This is a genomic window from Amycolatopsis sp. NPDC049868 (assembly GCF_044461365.1).
In the GTDB taxonomy this organism is placed as follows: Bacteria; Actinomycetota; Actinomycetes; order Mycobacteriales; family Pseudonocardiaceae; genus Amycolatopsis.
Map to the genome: position 1 here is coordinate 336,357 of NZ_JBITKV010000004.1, position 14,851 is coordinate 351,207.

A 14,851-nucleotide genomic window follows, 5' to 3' on the forward strand; every position below is an offset into this window, starting at 1 on the left:
GAGGGTTCTCCACCCGAAGATACGGCTGCCGCCGCACGACGGCGCGCGCTCACCGCCCTAGCGTCGGAGTGTCTTCGAAAACCTGCCCGAGGGGGAAACGATGAGCACTCCTGTCGAGATCGTCCTGATCGTCGCCGCGGTCGGATACGTCCTGATCCGCCGCCTGGCCGGGGACGTCGCCGAAGCCAAGCGAATGCTGTTGCTGCCCGCGATCCTCGCGGTGATCGGCCTGTCCAAGGTGGACGAAAGCGTGCAGTCCGCGACCGCGGTGGCGTTCCTGGTGGGCACGCTCGCGGTGAGTGTCCTGTTCGGAGTCCTGCGGGGCGCGAGCATCCGGATCTATCAGCAGGACGGCGTCGCGTACATGCGCTACACGTGGCTCACGATCGCACTGTGGGTCCTGAACGTGGCCGCCAAGGTCGGCGCGAACCTGCTGCTCGGCCTGATCACCGGAGTCGCCTCCGGCGGGAACAGTGTCATGCTGACCATCGGAGTCGGAATGCTCGTCGAGGGAGTCGTCGTGCTCGCCAGGGCGGTGCGCACCGACAGCCGTATCGTCTGGAAGAAGGGTGAGGACGGCAAGGCGCACACCACCTCGCCGTTCCTCGACAATTTGCAGGCCAGGAAGACCCGCCGCTGACCGGAGGTACCCAGGTGACCGTGTCGCTCATCGTCGTCGACGATCAGGCGTCCGTGCGGGAGGCACTCGCGGTGATGCTCGACATCGCCGACGGCATCACCGTCGTAGCGACGGCCACCAACGGCGAGGAGGCCGTCGCCGCGGTCTCCCGGGATGCGCCGGACGTCGTGCTGATGGACCTCCACATGCCGGTGATCGACGGCGTCGAAGCGACCGGCCGGATCAAGGCCGCGGCACCCGGGGTCCAGGTGGTGGTCCTGACCAGCCTCGACGACGACGAGTCGATCCTCGCCGCGCTCGAAGCCGGCGCGAGTGGCTACCTGACGAAGGAAGCCGACCGGGCGAAGATCGAGCAGGCCGTGCGCACCGCCGCCGACGGCCAGGTCGTCGTCGCCCCGGAGGTCCAGCGGAGGCTCCTCACCCTCGCGTCGCGCCGGTCGCGCGCGGGGGAGGAAGGGGACCGGTTCGGGTTCACCTCGCGGGAGAAGGAGATCCTCGGCCTGATCGGCGAAGGCCTGCGGAACCCGGAGATCGCCGAGCGGCTGGTGATCAGCGAAGCCACCGTCAAGACCCACATCAACAATCTGTTCGCGAAGGCGGGCTTCCATTCCCGCGCCGAAGCCGTCCGGTACGCGCTGAGCACACCGGCTCCCGCGCCTTACCGCTTCACCTGATCGCGTTTCATCAAGTTTTCGTCCTCGCTCCCCAACGCGACGTCGTCCGGTGGATTCGGTGATGGACTTCAGCGAGCCGCCCGTAGCGAATTGCGTGACTTGCCGCCGCAGCGCCTCTGCGGCGACGTGCGTGCATTTCCGGCAGGGGCCGCAGACCGTTCCGGGCCATGGCCCCGGTGGTGGAAAGTCAACGTTACGCCACAACGAAAAGACCGCCTGACCCGGACTTTCGTCCAAATCAAGCGGCCTTTCTTCCGGTCGGGCTGACAGGATTCGAACCTGCGGCCCCCTGACTCCCAGCGGAACACTAGGTTTCCGCAGCGGTCTTGCTGAGTTCGATCCGGAGGTCGGCGTCCAGAAGAAGTCCAGGTCGGGGCCTCCAATACGGCTCCGTCCCACCACCGCTGAGGTGTCCACGAGGTCACCGGCGGTGCTCAAGGTTCTTCTTGGTCGACGAACCAACTACCGGAGACCCCCCAACTTTCGACCACCGACACGCCCACACCGGCTCAACCCACTGACGAAGACTTCGATACAGGCCCTAGCCCGAATCGCCGCTCACGGCCAACCCAACTGTCTCGGTACCGGTGCCCTGGTCGCCTTCAGGTCATGACCCGAAGAAGAAGTCGAGAGTCGTAAGCCCCACCACTGTCGTGCAGCCGAACGTGGACCCGCCCGCGATGGTCGCGGTGGCAGGCCTGGCACCCGACAACCAGGTCAACATCGTGGTAGTCGCGCCGCAGAACAGGGCGAACAGAACAAGTATCGCGAACGCCGTCACCTTGCCGCCCACTAGAGCCACCTCCACGTCTACGTGGCCAGACGGGTCCGTCCTGTCCAGCTCGTTCATTGGACAGGTGAGTTGGACCGTGTTCGCCTCTTCTGGACTTAAGATGACTCCCACAGGACATGAAATGACCGGGAGGCGCAGTTGCCGGCACATCGTCGTCCACCGGGAGACGCCGAAGGCCCTCTCGCCGACTTCGCTCGCGAACTTCGAGAGCTGCGGGACTCCGCCAGCCCTCCTGTCCCGGTACGAGACATCGCGCGTCCGGCGGGCAAGTACAACCCTGAGGATCCTCGTCGCGACAGACCTGCCAAGCAGACGATCTACGCCGCCCTGGCGGGAAAGCAGCTTCCGGTGGACGAGACGCTGGAAGTGATGGTGCTGGCATGGGCCGCGAACAAAGAGCGGGACCTTCACTATTGGCGGACTCGGCGTCGAGAGGTGCAAGAAAAGTTGGCGCTGAGTGCGACAGAGCGGTCGACCAATCCCTTCGGCCTTGAGGTCGAAGCACTCTTTCAGGATGTGCCCAAGATAGTGGACCATTCCGTCGAGGCGGCCACATTTCATCGAAAGCTCGTCGCCGCGATAGACAAGAAGGGCAAGAACTTGTTTATCGCCTCTGCCTACCCGGAAAAGACTGCGTATGCTGTGTACTCTGGTTACCGGCTTCCTGCTGAAGGTGTGCTGAACGACTTTCTCCGGATCGCCGAGGCGAGCGGTGAAGAAGCCGAGAGCCTGCGGGAACTGTGGAGGAAGGCGAAAGAGAGCGTCGGGTATCTCGCGGCAATGGTGATCATGGCCGGTGGGCAAGGCCTCATGGCCAATGAGAAATTGCGGGAAATGAACATTGACACAATGCGTCCATAGGCGGGTGGCCGGGAGTGAGCGGTCAAAGTGCGACCAGCAAGGTCCGCATCCGCCAGCGAAGACGGTCACGTGATGCCGAGTGCTCTCGGCGTTGCTGCCGTTCGTCGCGCCCCGACCGTCTATTCTGCCGAGAGTGAGCGGCGAAGGAAGTGACCCATCCGCGTCGGAGAACGTGCGTCCCGCGCCGCGACCACAGACCCCGATCGCACCCGCTGCTGGATCCGGCCGGGAGCTGAGGGCCAGGATCTGGCTTGGTCTTCCGTTGGCCGTCGTCGGCGGCTACCTGCTCGGTGACACGTCGGCCAGGTTCCGACTCGCCTGGGACGCCTTCACCGCGTGGTGGCCTTGGATACTGCTTGGCCTTGCCGCGTTCAACCTGGTGAGGTCCGTGTTGCGGATCGAAACATTGCTCGCGCCGGGATTGCTTTCCTTCGCGGCCTTGCTGGCCTTGGGACTTCGGAACGGCGTCGCGGCGCCACTCATGGACGTCGTGGTCCCGATAATCGTCGTACTGGCCGGAGCGGCGCTGGTGCTGTCCGCCGGCTCGCGGCTGGGCAGGTCGTGGACCAGGATCTTGATGACCGGGCGGGTGGTGGCATCCGAGTCCGCGGCGGGAGTACTGCGGCCCAGGGCGATCCTGGGGGAGCTCAAGGTCGATCTGTCGCCGTTGACGGAGTCGCCAGGCGAGGTGCAGGTGACCGTCGTGTTCGGGCATGTGCGCCTCGTGGTCCCGGCCGGCTGGCGGTTGAATCTGCGTGCGTCCGGCGCGTTGCTCACCCCGGTGCGGGGTGTGATCGGGACTGGCCCGTCCGAGGTGCAGTTGCGGGTGCTGGGTTTTTGCGGGGCGGTCAGTGTGGTGCGAGCGGCTCCGGCTATTCCTGAACCGGCGGAGAGACGGCAGGTTTAGCCGGCTCGGCCGGGTGTTCGTAAGTCCGGTTCGCCAGCTTGTCCGAGGCAAGCCCGTCCGCGGCCGTGTGCGCCGACTCACTGATGAAGAAGTCGGACAGCTGCTTGAACTGGAAGTATTCGTCCGCCGCTGTCTTGGGCAGTTCGTGGTGCATGGCTTTGAGGAGGTCAAAGCGGTGCAGATCGTAGGCGACCCGAACGTGCGTGGTGAACAGCGCCGCGGCAGCGATCGATCCGACGTAGGAAAGGCAGCACAAGACGAAGGCCAAGGCCGGAATCCAGTACGCCTTCGGTTCGTCCGCGAGTCCGGCGACAGCGACCACGAAAACCACGAAGAAGCTGATGCACAGCGTGGCGGCCGCGTCCAGTGAATCACGGGCAGCGCTCTGCGCGGCGGTGAGTCTGTCGGACAGCAGTGGATACAGGCGCGGCCACGAGAAAAGGGTATTCAGACCGTACCGCTCACCGGCTGAGGTCTCACCGGTTCGGAGTGTGTTGCCGAGCGCCGTCGGCAGCAACGGGGTTTCCGGGTCCTCCGTGTCCGTCGGCCGAGGATAACGCTGGAGCCTGAGTTTGGCCCGGCGCCTCGCGGCCGCCATTCTCGCGTGGTCGCGGTGCCGCTTTTTCTGTTCCTGCAGTGTGGTGGGCGGTGGCGCTTTGGCCACGAGGTCGAGCCGCTCGCGGAGACGGTCGATCCGCTCGAGGAGCAGTTCCTTCTTGCGGGTCTGGTACTCGATGAACAGGGGTGCGACTTGTGCGGTGAGCCACCAGCTGTCCCAGTACCCTTCGAGCAGCCGGACCATCCTGAGCTGGAAGGGCTGCACCAGGACGGTCAGCAAAGTGATCACCACCAGGGCGATCAGTACCTGAAGGAGGTCGGTCCGGAGATCAGGCGGGATCAGCCTGCTCCAGTCACTGGCCCCGGAGAAACTGTGCGCCCTGAGCAGCATCCAGACGAACACGATCGGCACGGAGCTCGGCAGCAGACCAACGATCAGGATCCTGCCGAAGGAAGCGGAACTCGACGTGAGCAGCGAGGCGAACCACATCAGGCGACTCCGTTGTAAACGAAGTCGTACTCCAAGCTGTTCTTGGGATCTCGTGTACCGGTGAAGAGCGGAGGAGGCGTGTGCGAGGTCTTGCTACACGTGACGCCACGTCTCGTCTTGGCCTTGGACTCATAGACCAGTAGCGCCCCGCAGTCGGTATCGTCGCAGCGGCGGAGCGGAAGGCATCGACAAGACCTGCGATCTCGATCGCAGGTCCCAGGGTGTCCGCGGACCTCCGAGATCCTCACCACTCGGGGACACTTGTCGCATACGATCGCCCACAGGTTTTGGTCGTCGACGAAGATCCCCGGTAGCTCGATGTAGTGCCCTCCGGGGAAGGTGAACACCGCCAGCCGGACCAGACGCCGGACGATTCGGCCCGCCGATGTGACGCGAGGTCGTGCTCTCATACTCATCACCACCCAGTCCTGATTATGGTCGCTCACAGGTTCGGCGGTGCTACCTGTTTCGGCGGCGATCGTGGACAGGTTGAGCGTTGAGGCGAATGGATCTATCCGCACCAGGGCTTGAGCGCGTGACGATGCCTGCGCATGAAGAAGGCCCGTGAGCAGCGGTTATGCTGCTCACGGGCCTTTCGTCTTCCGGTCGGGCTGACAGGATTCGAACCTGCGACCCCTTGACCCCCAGTCAAGTGCGCTACCAAACTGCGCCACAGCCCGGACCCGCGCTCCGTGGAGTGCGATGTGAGTACTTTAGCGGGTCCCGAATCGGGGCTTGCAACCAGGGGTCACTGTGTGTCTGAGCTGGGAAAACGGTCCGTGAGGGCCGCCCTGCCGCATTCGGGCGGCCCCCACGGGGTCACTGAGGGTTGCCGGCGTGCGTGAGGGTCTGCCAGGCGACGAACAGGTTGTTGGTGCCCGCCGGACGCTGGCGCAGGGTGAGGGCCTCTGTGTTGCTCATGGTGTGCCCAAGGCGGGTGTGGAGGTGGTTGTACCCGACTTCGGTGACCGGGCCGAGGCCGAGCTTCAGGCTGCCGCCGCACAGCCACGACGGGACGGCCGCGCCCATCTGGTACTTCGCGTGGAAGCCGAGGCCTTCGCGGAGGCGGTCGGCGATCTCGGGGTAGAGGTCCTGGCCCTGGATGCGGGTGGTCTCGGCGAAGTCCGCGATGGCGGCGAGGCCGTAGCCGGTGTGTGTGAAGTCCCGGCAGGTCTCCTGGGAGAGGCCGTTGACGAACGTCGTCTGGCCTTGCCAGTACTTCACGATCTTGTCGCGGGTGTCCAGCCCGCTGCCGGGCGCGGTCTTCGGGAGCGTGCCGTCGCTGGTCAGGTAGAGGTAGGCGGGGACGCGGGTCCGGAACTTCGCGACGGCCTTGTCGTAGGTCGTCTTGTCGTCGAGGAACACGGCGATGCCGATCGCGGCCTCGGTCATGCTGAGTTCCCAGTTGCCGTTGCTGTGGCTGCCGTTGATCACCTCGGGCAGGTACACGTTCCGGAGCATGGTGCCGAAGCGGCCGGAATTCGGCCAGCTCGGGTAGGTGTGCTTGATGATCTCCGCGGCGCGTGGCCACGAGGAGGCCGACCACGCCGACTGCAGGGGAGCGTTGCTGTTCGTGTGATCCTTCAGCACCGCGGACCACGCGTCCATGATCTCGATCGCCTTTGTCGCGTATTTCGCGTCGCGCGTGATGTACCACGCCAGCGAAAGGGAATACGCGGCGATCGCGTCTTGCCGTTCATCGGTACAGCCGATGTTCGGATTCGAATAGGAGCCGCATTCGACGATGGCGCGTGGTTTCGGTGACCGGGACAGCGAGGCGTACGGAGTCGACATCATCGCGTCGTAGGCCTGTTTCCACGGCTGCGCGCCGGCCTGGACCTTGGCGCGGACGAAATCCAGTTGCGGGCGGCTGACCAGCACGCCGGGATGGGTGAAAGTGGCGGGCGCGGCCTGGGTCGGAACGCTGAAAAGGCCTAGTGCCAACGGGACGAGCGTGGCCAGGGCGAGCAGTTTCCTCGGTAGGGACACGGTTCTCCTCGGGCGGGTGTGAGCCAGGTCACCGGCGGCGTGCGCTTCAGTGTCATGGTCTGAACCAGTTGCGTCAAGGCCTTCGTTTACCCCGAAAAGAAAGAGATACCCGCTGTTCAGCGGGCTGAACGAATCAATGCGGCCAAAGGCCGACGAAGGCCGGGCTTCCGACCGGATAAGTGCCGATCAGGCGCCAGGTGGCGAGTTCGTAGGCCTGGATCGCGTCACCACTCTGCGCCGTGACATAACAATGCTCGCCGACAACGGAAAAGTGCCGAGGCCATTCTCCGGTGCGATGGGCGGCCACAGCCTCCGGGAGGACACCGTCGAAAGTGAACTCCGTGATCCTGTCGGGGCCCCGATTCGAGAGGAACAGCCGGTCGTCGTGCAGGACGAGCTGCGCCGGGAGGTTCTCGCCACCCGGGTCGAGCGTCGCCGCAACGGAGTTCTCCACGGCGAACGTGCCCGGCGGCTCTTCGCGCACCGTCACCAGCGAGGCGGCCAGTTCGCCGACGACGTACGCGTGGCTCGTACCGGGACGCCGGACCAGTTGCCGTGGGCCGGTTCCGGCGGGCAGCGTCGACACCGACAAGGGGATCAGTTCGCCTTCCTCACCGAGGCGATAGCTGCGGATCTCGTCGGTGCCCAGGTCGACCGCGCTGACCAGCGTGCCCGTCTCGTCGACGACGGCCATGTGGACGTGCGCGGCTTCCTGCCGTTCGGTGTTCGGGCCGGTGCCTTCGTGCCGGACCAGCGCGGTCCGCACGGTGGGCACCCCATCCGGGCCCAGGGCGAACGCGGCCAGGCTGCCGCCGCTGTAGTTGGCGCACAACAGGAACCGGCCATCCGGGGTGACCGACAGATGGCACGGATCCGCTCCGCCGGTCGGCAGCGAGTTCAAGGCCGACAGGGTCCCGTCTTCGGCGACCGCCATGGCGGTGATCGCGCCTTCGGCCGTCTCGTTGACGGCGTAGAGCACCGGAAGAGCGGGATGCGGGGTCAGCCAGCTCGGCGAATCCAGTGCGAGCGAGCCCGCCGGGGCCAGCTCCCCGGTCCGCGCGTCGCGCCGGAACGTGCCGATGCCCTCGCCGCGTCCGTTGCTCGCGGCGGTGTAGGAGCCGACGATGAGCAGAGTCCGGTCGTCGTTCGCAGAAGTCACGAGGCACACTGTGCAGCAAGCCGAGGTGGAGGTGAATCCCTTTTGGCCACATCCTGCGCGATCGTTTCGGGAGCGGCGTCCGGTATCGGCGCGGCGACCGTCGCCCGCCTGACCGCGGACGGCCACACCGTCGTCGGCATCGACATCACCGAGCAGCCCGGACTCCAGCACGGCGTCGTCGGTGACGTATCCGAGGAAGACACATGGCGCCGGGCCGTCGAGCTGGCGGAAGAGACGTGCGGTGGGGTCGATGTCCTGGTCAGCAACGCGTTCACCGCGGTGATGGCGCCGCTGCACGAGCTCGGCAGGAAGGACTGGGACCGCCAGCTGGACGTCAATCTGGCGGGCGCGTATCTCGGCGCCAAGGCCTGCCTGCCGTCGTTGCGGGAGCGGCGGGGGTCGATCGTCCTGGTCTCCTCGGTGCACGCCATGGTCGGCCTGCCCGGCCGGCCCGCCTATGCGGCGAGCAAGGGAGCTTTGGTGGCGCTCGGCCGTCAGCTGGCCGTGGAGTACGCGCCCGACGTCCGCGTGAACTCCGTGCTGCCCGGTCCGATCCTCACGCCGGTCTGGGACGCGGTGGACGAGGCCGATCACGCCCGCGCGGTGAAGGCCACCCCGGCGGGGAGGCTCGGGGAGCCCGCCGAGGTGGCCGAGGTGATCGCGTTCCTTGCCTCGTCCGCGGCCTCGTACGTCACGGGGACGCAGCTGGTGGTCGACGGGGGCTGGTCCGCGACCAAGGACTCGGTCTAGCCCTGGGTGCCGGACACCGGCACCCAGGGGGACCGTCACTTCAGTGAGTTGTCCACTGTGGTCATGAGGGATCCGGTGTCACCGGACATCTCCCAGGCCATGACCCCGAGCAGTCCTTTCGTCTTGAGCCAGGCGACCTTCTGCTGGATGGACCAGGCGTCGTCGAAGGTCCACCACTGCCCGCCGTTGCCGGTGTAACACGACGTGGCCACGGCCGCGGTGTCGTGCTGGACGGCGCAGTTGGGGACGCTGGCCAAGAGATTCGCGTAGCCACGAGTACCTGCTTCCTCGGCGAACTGGCCTGGCGCGGCTCCGGTCGCGCTCTGCCATTCACCCTTCTTCCCGCCGTCCGCGACCCCTTGCCAGCCTCTACCGTAGAAGGCGAGCCCGAGGGTCAGTTTCCGTGGATTGGCACCGGCTTCGGTGTAGGCGTTGATCGCCGATTCCACACTGAACTTGAAGTTGTACGGGTCGTCCGCGTCGGCGTAGAGGTTCCCCTGATGGCCGGTGCGGTTCGGCTCCCACGAGTTGTCGCTGCCCGAGCCGTGGAAGTCGTAGCCCTGCACGTTCGCGACGTCGAGATAGTCGAAGATCTTCGGAATCTCCCAGCCGCCCTTCACCTTCGCCGGGTCGGCGGGGGTGAACGCCTGCAGTTCGTACCGTTTGCCGGTGGTCGCGCCGTAGGCGTCCATCTGCGTGCGGAACTCCGCCAGCAGAGCGGTCAGGTTCGTCTTGTCGTTGGCGCTCCAGTGGTTTCCGGGATGCCCGTCGGGGCTGCCCGGCCATTCCCAGTCGATGTCGATGCCGTCGAAGATGCCGGCGGCCGTGCCCGGCCCGCCGGCGCCGCCGTACGCCTTCACGTTCCCCTTGAGGTACGTGTCGATGCACGACGCGACGAACTTCTGCCGCGAAGCGGGCGTGGCCGCGACGTCGGAGAAGTACTTCGAGTAAGTCCAGCCGCCCAAGGAGATGAGCACCTTCAGGTTGGGGTACTTGGCCTTGAGCTTCTTCAGCTGGTTGAAGTTACCGCGCAGCGTCTCCCAGCCGGTGTCGCCGACACCGTCGACGGACTGGGACGCGGACATCGGCCGCGAGTAGTCGGCTTCCGCGTCGCCCGCGCCGTCGCCCTGGTTCGGGTCCTGCGGATTGGACGTCGTTCCCTTGGTGACACCCGAAAGGCAGGTGTGGTTGACCGGGTCGATGTTCCCGAAGGCGTACAGCAGATGGGTCAGCTTGGCGGCCGATCCGTTGGTCACCAGGTTCTTGACGAAGAACTGGCGGCCGTAGATGCCCCACTGGACGAAGTAGCCGACCCGGGCGTAGCCGTTCACGATGTCGCCGGTGCGGGCGCTGACTGCGGCGCTCGCGGCGGAGACGTTGTCGTATCCATCGCGGGCCTTGACCGTGAAAGAGTACGAAGTGGACGGTGAAAGCCCGGTCACCGTCGCGGTCGTCCCGGTGACGGTGGTGGCGAGGGTCGCGCCGCGGTAGACGTCGTAGGAGACGACACCGGTGTTGTCCGTGGACGCGTTCCACGCCAACGAGACGGAGCCCGAGGTGACCGCGGTCGAGCGGAGGTTCGACGGCGCCGTCGGTGCCTGGGTGTCGTCGCTCGGATTGTTGGTGGTCACCGCCAGCGCCGGGGTGGGCGGGGACTTGGCGTCTTTCCGGTCCTTGGCGACGACGGTGAAGCTGTAGGCCGTGTTCGGCGTCAGCCCGGTGATCCTCGCTTCGGTGCCGGTGACCGAGGCCGCCAGCGTGGTGCCCTGGTAGACGTCGTAACCGGTGACGGGCAGGGAGCCCGGGGCCGAGGCATTCCACGCCAGCGCGGCGGTCGTGGTCGTCTTCGCCACGAGACGCAGGTTGGCCGGGGTCGACGGCGGTGTGTCGCCCGAGCCGTCGCAGTTGGCGTCGTCGATCCGGCACGTGGCCGGGTTGACCGCGGAACTGAGCCGGAACGACGGGCTGTAGGGATAGGTCGAACGGCCCGGCGCGAGCGACTTGATGTAGAACGCCGGGGTGAGGGTGACCTGGTTGCCGGACTGGGAAACCGTGGCGTGGGAGCCGCTCGTGGCGGTCACGCCGGCGGGCACGGTGAAGGTGATGGACCAGTCGGCGACGGTTTCGCTGCTGGGGTTGGTGACGGTGTACTCACCGGTGGTTCCGGCCAAGGTGAAGGCGGCGCGGAGGCGGCCCGCCGCCAACGCCGGATTACCTGCGGCCACGAGGAGTCCGGCGGCGAGAAGTGTCACGGTGAGTGCGCTGAGTAGTCTTCTTCTGGTGCGTCTCATGGCGGTTCTCTCCAAAAGAGGCGGCGAGACTGACCTGCTCTGAAACTGGCGCGTGTGGTCTAGACCACAGATGAATGTAGCGCGGAGCGCATAAAAGGTCTAGACCGATTCGTCGGTCGTGAGCCGTCCTGTCGTGCGCTCGGCGGAATCCGCCGCCGGAACCGTCCTGCTGAAACGAAAACCGCGGCGCCGCTTGAGAGCGGTGCCGCGGTTTCGAAGTGGTGCGAGAAGGGTCAGCGGCCGGTGAAGGTCGCCTTGCCCGGGCCGTCGGCGAGGAACGACTTCACCGCGCCGCGCAGGTCCTCGGTGTCGAAGAGCCCGGCGGCGATGGTCGTGATGTGCTCGTTCGCCTCGGCGACGCCACCGTGCTCGTAATGCTCCAGGACCTTCTTGGTGGCGGCGTGTGCCCGCGTCGGCCCCTGCGCGAGGTCGGTCGTGAAGGCACGGACGGCTTCGTCGAAGCCGTCCGCCGGGAACACCCGGTTGACCACGTTCCAGCGTTCGAGTGTGGCGGCGTCGTACGTCGCGCCCGTCATCACGAACTCCTTCGCGCGGCCGACACCGGCACGGGCGGCGAGCCGCTGCGTGCCGCCCATGGTCGGGGTCAGGCCGACGACCCGTTCGACCAGGCCGAACTTGGCCTTCTCACTCGCGAGAATGATGTCGCAGGCGACGGCGACCTCGAAGGCCCAGGTCAGGCACAGGCCGTGGGCGGCGAACACGGTGGGGAACGGGAGTGCGGCGATCCGGTCGGGGATCGCCAGCATCTCGTCGAAGAGCACCTTCGCCTCGGCCGCGTTCGACTGGGCGTCGAACAGGGAGACGTCCACCCCGCCGCTGACGATCTTGCCCTCGGCGCGGATCAGCGCCGCACGCGGCGGCGTGGACTCCAGTTCGCCGATCGCCTCGCCCAGTTCGCGCTGCAGCTCCGCCGTGTAGAGGTTGAGCGGCGGCGAAGCGATGGTCAGGACGGCGAGGTCGTCTTCACGGTCGAGGCGGATCGAGGTGGCCAAGGCGGGTTCCCTCCGGTGGGTCGGTTTCCCGTGACCCTAGCCCGAGGTCGCCGCGAGTTCGTCCCATTGCGCCTGTGCTTCTGGTCGCCATTCGACGTGTTTGCGGTGGAAAAGGCCCGCCGCGCGCACGCCGCTCCACCCGTCGGGGAGAAGTTTCAGCGGAAGCCGTGGATCGAGGAACGGGAAGCTGCGCCATTCGTGTACGAGTTCGGTTTGCGCGCGCAGGACGCCGTGTTCGCCGGACGGACGCAGGCCGGTGAAGCGGTCGATGAAGTCTTCGTAGCGGTCCTTGAGGTCGCTGAGGTCCCAGGATCGCGCGACCATCGTCTCCTGATCGCCGACGTCGCCGTAGGCGGCGGTGAACGACATCGCCTGGGCGTCGAGGCCGAGCTCTTGCACGATCTGCTGTGCCTCCCGCTGACGGCTGAGGTCCGGGCTGACCCAGACACCCGCCACCGGTGAGCCGAACCCGGCCCACGTCAGGCGCGTGCGCAGCCTGTGCCGGAGATCCCGCTTCGCTTCGGGGACCGAGACGATCAGCATCAGCCAGCGGTCGTCCCAGGTCTTCTCCTCGTTGCCGAAGGCATAGATCCGTTCCGCGCCTTCGGTCAGCAGACGTCTGCCGGGTGGAGTGAGTGACCATCGCACTCTTCGTCCGACGCGTTCGGAAACGACCCAGCCTTCGGCCGAGGAGCGGGCCAGCGCCTGTCGTGCGGACTTCTCCTCGACGTCCAGCACGCGCAGGGCCTCGACCAGTGTCGACGTCCAGATCGCCTGGTCACGGGGCAGGACGTACTCGCCGAGGATCGTCATCAGCAGCGACCGCGCGCTGGCATGACCGACTTCCCGTCGCCTGCTCAATGTCGGCCTGCGAGTACCGCCTTTCTGCTGGTGGACGACGGGGACCGGGGTGGCGGAGTCCGCCATTTGCTGTCACCGACCTCAATGCTCGGGGGGATTCGTTCGGGTCCAGAAGAACATCCAGGTTACCCACGTTCCGTGATCGCTTGGATACTTGCCACTCTTCCGAGGGACCACGAGCTGTTCAATCGGTCCCCGTAGACTTACTGATCTCATGAGCGCCACACTCGTTGCCAAGGATCTCGCCGCCGGCCACGGCGACCGTGTTCTGTTCTCCGGTCTCGACCTGGTCGTCGCCCCGGGCGAAGTGATCGGTCTCGTCGGTGTGAACGGCGCGGGCAAGTCGACCCTGCTGAAGACCCTCGGCGGACTCGTGCCGCCGGAAGAGGGCAGTGTACGGCTGAACCCGCCGACGGCCACCGTCGGTCACCTGCCACAGGAACCGGAACGCCGGGAGGGTGAGTCCGTCCGCGCGTTCCTCTCCCGGCGCACCGGCGTCACCGCCGCCCAGGCCGCACTCGACGCCGCGACCGAGGCGCTCACCGCGGGGGAACCCGGCGCGGACGACGCCTACGGGCTGGCCCTCGACCGCTGGCTCGCGCTCGGCGGGGCCGATCTGGACGACCGGGCGGGCGAGGTCGTCGCGGATCTCGGGCTCACCGTCAACCTCGACCAGCCGATGCTGTCGCTGTCGGGCGGGCAGGCGGCCCGCGCCGGGATGGCCTCGCTGCTGCTGAGCCGGTACGACATCTTCCTGCTCGACGAGCCGACCAACGACCTCGACCTCGACGGCCTGGAACGGCTGGAGCGGTTCGTGACCGGGCTGCGCGCCGGGACCGTGCTGGTCAGCCACGACCGGGAATTCCTCGCCCGCACCGTCGATCGCGTCGTCGAACTCGACTACGCGCAACAGCAGGTGCGGACCTACGGCGGCGGCTACGAGTCGTATCTGGAGGAGCGTGCCGTCGCGCGACGGCACGCCAGGGAAGAGTACGAGGAGTACGCGAACACCAAGGCCTCGCTCGAAGCCCGTGGTGCGATGCAGCGTTCGTGGATGGAGAAGGGCGTCAAGAACGCCCGGCGCAAGGCCACCGACAACGACAAGGTGGGCCGCAAGTTCCGGAGCGAGGCGACCGAGAAACAGGCGTCGAAGGCGCGCCAGACCGACCGCATGATCGAGCGGCTCGACGTCGTCGAAGAACCGCGCAAGGAATGGGAACTGCGGATGGAGATCGCCGCGGCGCCCCGGGCGGGCGCGGTCGTGGCGACCCTGCGCGGCGCGGTGGTGCGGCGGGGCGGATTCACCCTCGGCCCGGTCGACCTGCAGATCGACTGGGCGGACAAGGTCGCGATCACCGGGGCCAACGGCGCCGGGAAGTCGACGCTGCTCGCGGCGTTGCTCGGGCGGGTCCCGGTCGACGAGGGCGCCGCTTCGCTCGGTTCCGGTGTCGTGGTCGGGGAAGTCGATCAAGCACGGAAGCTGTTCCTCGGCGACCTTCCGCTGTTCGAAGCCTTCGCCAGGGAGGTACCGGAACTCGCCGACGCCGACGTGCGGACGCTGCTGGCGAAGTACGGGCTCAAGGCCGCGCACGTCCTGCGGTCGGCGGCCACGTTGTCGCCGGGGGAGCGGACCCGGTCGGCGCTCGCGCTGCTGCAGGCGCGCGGGGTGAACCTGCTGGTGCTCGACGAGCCGACGAACCACCTGGACCTGCCCGCGATCGAGCAGCTGGAGTCGGCGCTCGCGGACTATCCGGGGACGCTGCTGCTGGTGACGCACGACCGGCGGATGCTGGACGCGGTCGCGACGACACGGCGGCTTGAAGTGGCCGATGGGAAGGTCACGGAACTCTGAGCAGCCCTTTCAC

General features: G+C 66.8%; 13 protein-coding genes and 1 tRNA gene. 6 read left to right on the plus strand and 8 right to left on the minus strand.

Annotation, left to right across the window (positions count from 1 at the left end; translation table 11 throughout):
• The first annotated feature begins 100 nt into the window (after positions 1-100).
• Both ACIBTM_RS20100 and ACIBTM_RS20105 read left to right on the plus strand, forming a co-directional pair.
• Complete coding sequence (locus tag ACIBTM_RS20100; RefSeq protein ID WP_395878579.1) at positions 101-640, plus strand: DUF1453 domain-containing protein; 540 nt, start codon at positions 101-103, stop codon at positions 638-640.
• 14 nt (positions 641-654) lie between these two features.
• Positions 655-1,314, plus strand: a complete 660-nt coding sequence (locus tag ACIBTM_RS20105; protein ID WP_395878580.1) for a response regulator — start codon at positions 655-657, stop codon at positions 1,312-1,314.
• 607 nt (positions 1,315-1,921) lie between these two features.
• On the opposite strand, the gene ACIBTM_RS20110 is transcribed toward ACIBTM_RS20105, so the two are convergent.
• Positions 1,922-2,107, minus strand: coding sequence for a hypothetical protein (locus ACIBTM_RS20110; protein ID WP_395878581.1), 186 nt, complete (start codon positions 2,105-2,107; stop codon positions 1,922-1,924).
• Positions 2,108-2,455: 348 nt separating this feature from the next.
• Here ACIBTM_RS20110 and ACIBTM_RS20115 point away from each other — a divergent pair, with 348 nt between their 5' ends.
• Together ACIBTM_RS20115 and ACIBTM_RS20120 are read left to right on the plus strand one after the other, a co-directional pair.
• A complete protein-coding gene (locus ACIBTM_RS20115) occupies positions 2,456-2,968 on the plus strand; it encodes a hypothetical protein (RefSeq protein WP_395878582.1) in 513 nt (170 codons plus the stop codon).
• A 133-nt stretch (positions 2,969-3,101) separates the two neighbouring features.
• The gene (locus tag ACIBTM_RS20120) at positions 3,102-3,875 is read left to right on the plus strand and encodes a hypothetical protein (protein WP_395878583.1); all 774 of its coding nucleotides are present in this window, start codon (positions 3,102-3,104) and stop codon (positions 3,873-3,875) included.
• On the opposite strand, the gene ACIBTM_RS20125 is transcribed toward ACIBTM_RS20120, so the two are convergent.
• From ACIBTM_RS20125 to ACIBTM_RS20140, 4 genes are all read right to left on the minus strand, one after another.
• Positions 3,841-4,923: a hypothetical protein gene (locus ACIBTM_RS20125; RefSeq protein WP_395878584.1), complete on the minus strand. Its 1,083-nt coding sequence runs from the start codon at positions 4,921-4,923 to the stop codon at positions 3,841-3,843. The two genes, ACIBTM_RS20120 and ACIBTM_RS20125, sit on opposite strands and share 35 nt — an antisense overlap.
• A 606-nt stretch (positions 4,924-5,529) precedes the next feature.
• Positions 5,530-5,603 (minus strand) — tRNA-Pro (locus ACIBTM_RS20130).
• Positions 5,604-5,742: 139 nt separating this feature from the next.
• Positions 5,743-6,912: an alginate lyase family protein gene (locus ACIBTM_RS20135; RefSeq protein WP_395878585.1), complete on the minus strand. Its 1,170-nt coding sequence runs from the start codon at positions 6,910-6,912 to the stop codon at positions 5,743-5,745.
• Between the two features lie 133 nt (positions 6,913-7,045).
• Positions 7,046-8,071: a lactonase family protein gene (locus ACIBTM_RS20140; RefSeq protein ID WP_395878586.1), complete on the minus strand. Its 1,026-nt coding sequence runs from the start codon at positions 8,069-8,071 to the stop codon at positions 7,046-7,048.
• A 42-nt stretch (positions 8,072-8,113) separates the two neighbouring features.
• On the opposite strand from ACIBTM_RS20140, the gene ACIBTM_RS20145 reads away from it, so the two are divergent.
• Positions 8,114-8,821 carry an SDR family NAD(P)-dependent oxidoreductase gene (locus ACIBTM_RS20145; RefSeq protein ID WP_395878587.1) on the plus strand — a complete coding sequence of 236 codons (708 nt, stop codon included), beginning with the start codon at positions 8,114-8,116 and terminating at the stop codon, positions 8,819-8,821.
• 35 nt (positions 8,822-8,856) lie between these two features.
• Here the strand turns inward: ACIBTM_RS20145 and ACIBTM_RS20150 are convergent, their stop codons facing one another.
• From ACIBTM_RS20150 to ACIBTM_RS20160, 3 genes are all read right to left on the minus strand, one after another.
• Complete coding sequence (locus ACIBTM_RS20150; protein WP_395878902.1) at positions 8,857-11,073, minus strand: glycosyl hydrolase family 18 protein; 2,217 nt, start codon at positions 11,071-11,073, stop codon at positions 8,857-8,859.
• A gap of 272 nt (positions 11,074-11,345) precedes the next feature.
• Positions 11,346-12,125 (minus strand): enoyl-CoA hydratase/isomerase family protein, encoded by a 780-nt coding sequence (locus tag ACIBTM_RS20155; protein ID WP_395878588.1) that lies wholly within the window; start codon positions 12,123-12,125, stop codon positions 11,346-11,348.
• Between the two features lie 36 nt (positions 12,126-12,161).
• Positions 12,162-13,052: a PaaX family transcriptional regulator C-terminal domain-containing protein gene (locus tag ACIBTM_RS20160; protein WP_395878589.1), complete on the minus strand. Its 891-nt coding sequence runs from the start codon at positions 13,050-13,052 to the stop codon at positions 12,162-12,164.
• Positions 13,053-13,200: 148 nt separating this feature from the next.
• Here ACIBTM_RS20160 and ACIBTM_RS20165 point away from each other — a divergent pair, with 148 nt between their 5' ends.
• Entirely contained in the window at positions 13,201-14,838 is a 1,638-nt protein-coding gene (locus ACIBTM_RS20165) for an ABC-F family ATP-binding cassette domain-containing protein (RefSeq protein WP_395878590.1), read from the plus strand.
• Positions 14,839-14,851: the final 13 nt, after the last annotated feature.

Bases quoted from the DNA above. Each gene is read 5' to 3' on its own strand.
- ACIBTM_RS20100 (WP_395878579.1), top strand. From the start codon at position 101: ATGAGCACTCCTGTCGAGATCGTCCTGATCGTCGCCGCGGTCGGATAC.
- ACIBTM_RS20125 (WP_395878584.1), bottom strand. From the start codon at position 4,923: ATGTGGTTCGCCTCGCTGCTCACGTCGAGTTCCGCTTCCTTCGGCAGG.
- ACIBTM_RS20160 (WP_395878589.1), bottom strand. From the start codon at position 13,052: ATGGCGGACTCCGCCACCCCGGTCCCCGTCGTCCACCAGCAGAAAGGC.
- ACIBTM_RS20165 (WP_395878590.1), top strand. From the start codon at position 13,201: ATGAGCGCCACACTCGTTGCCAAGGATCTCGCCGCCGGCCACGGCGAC.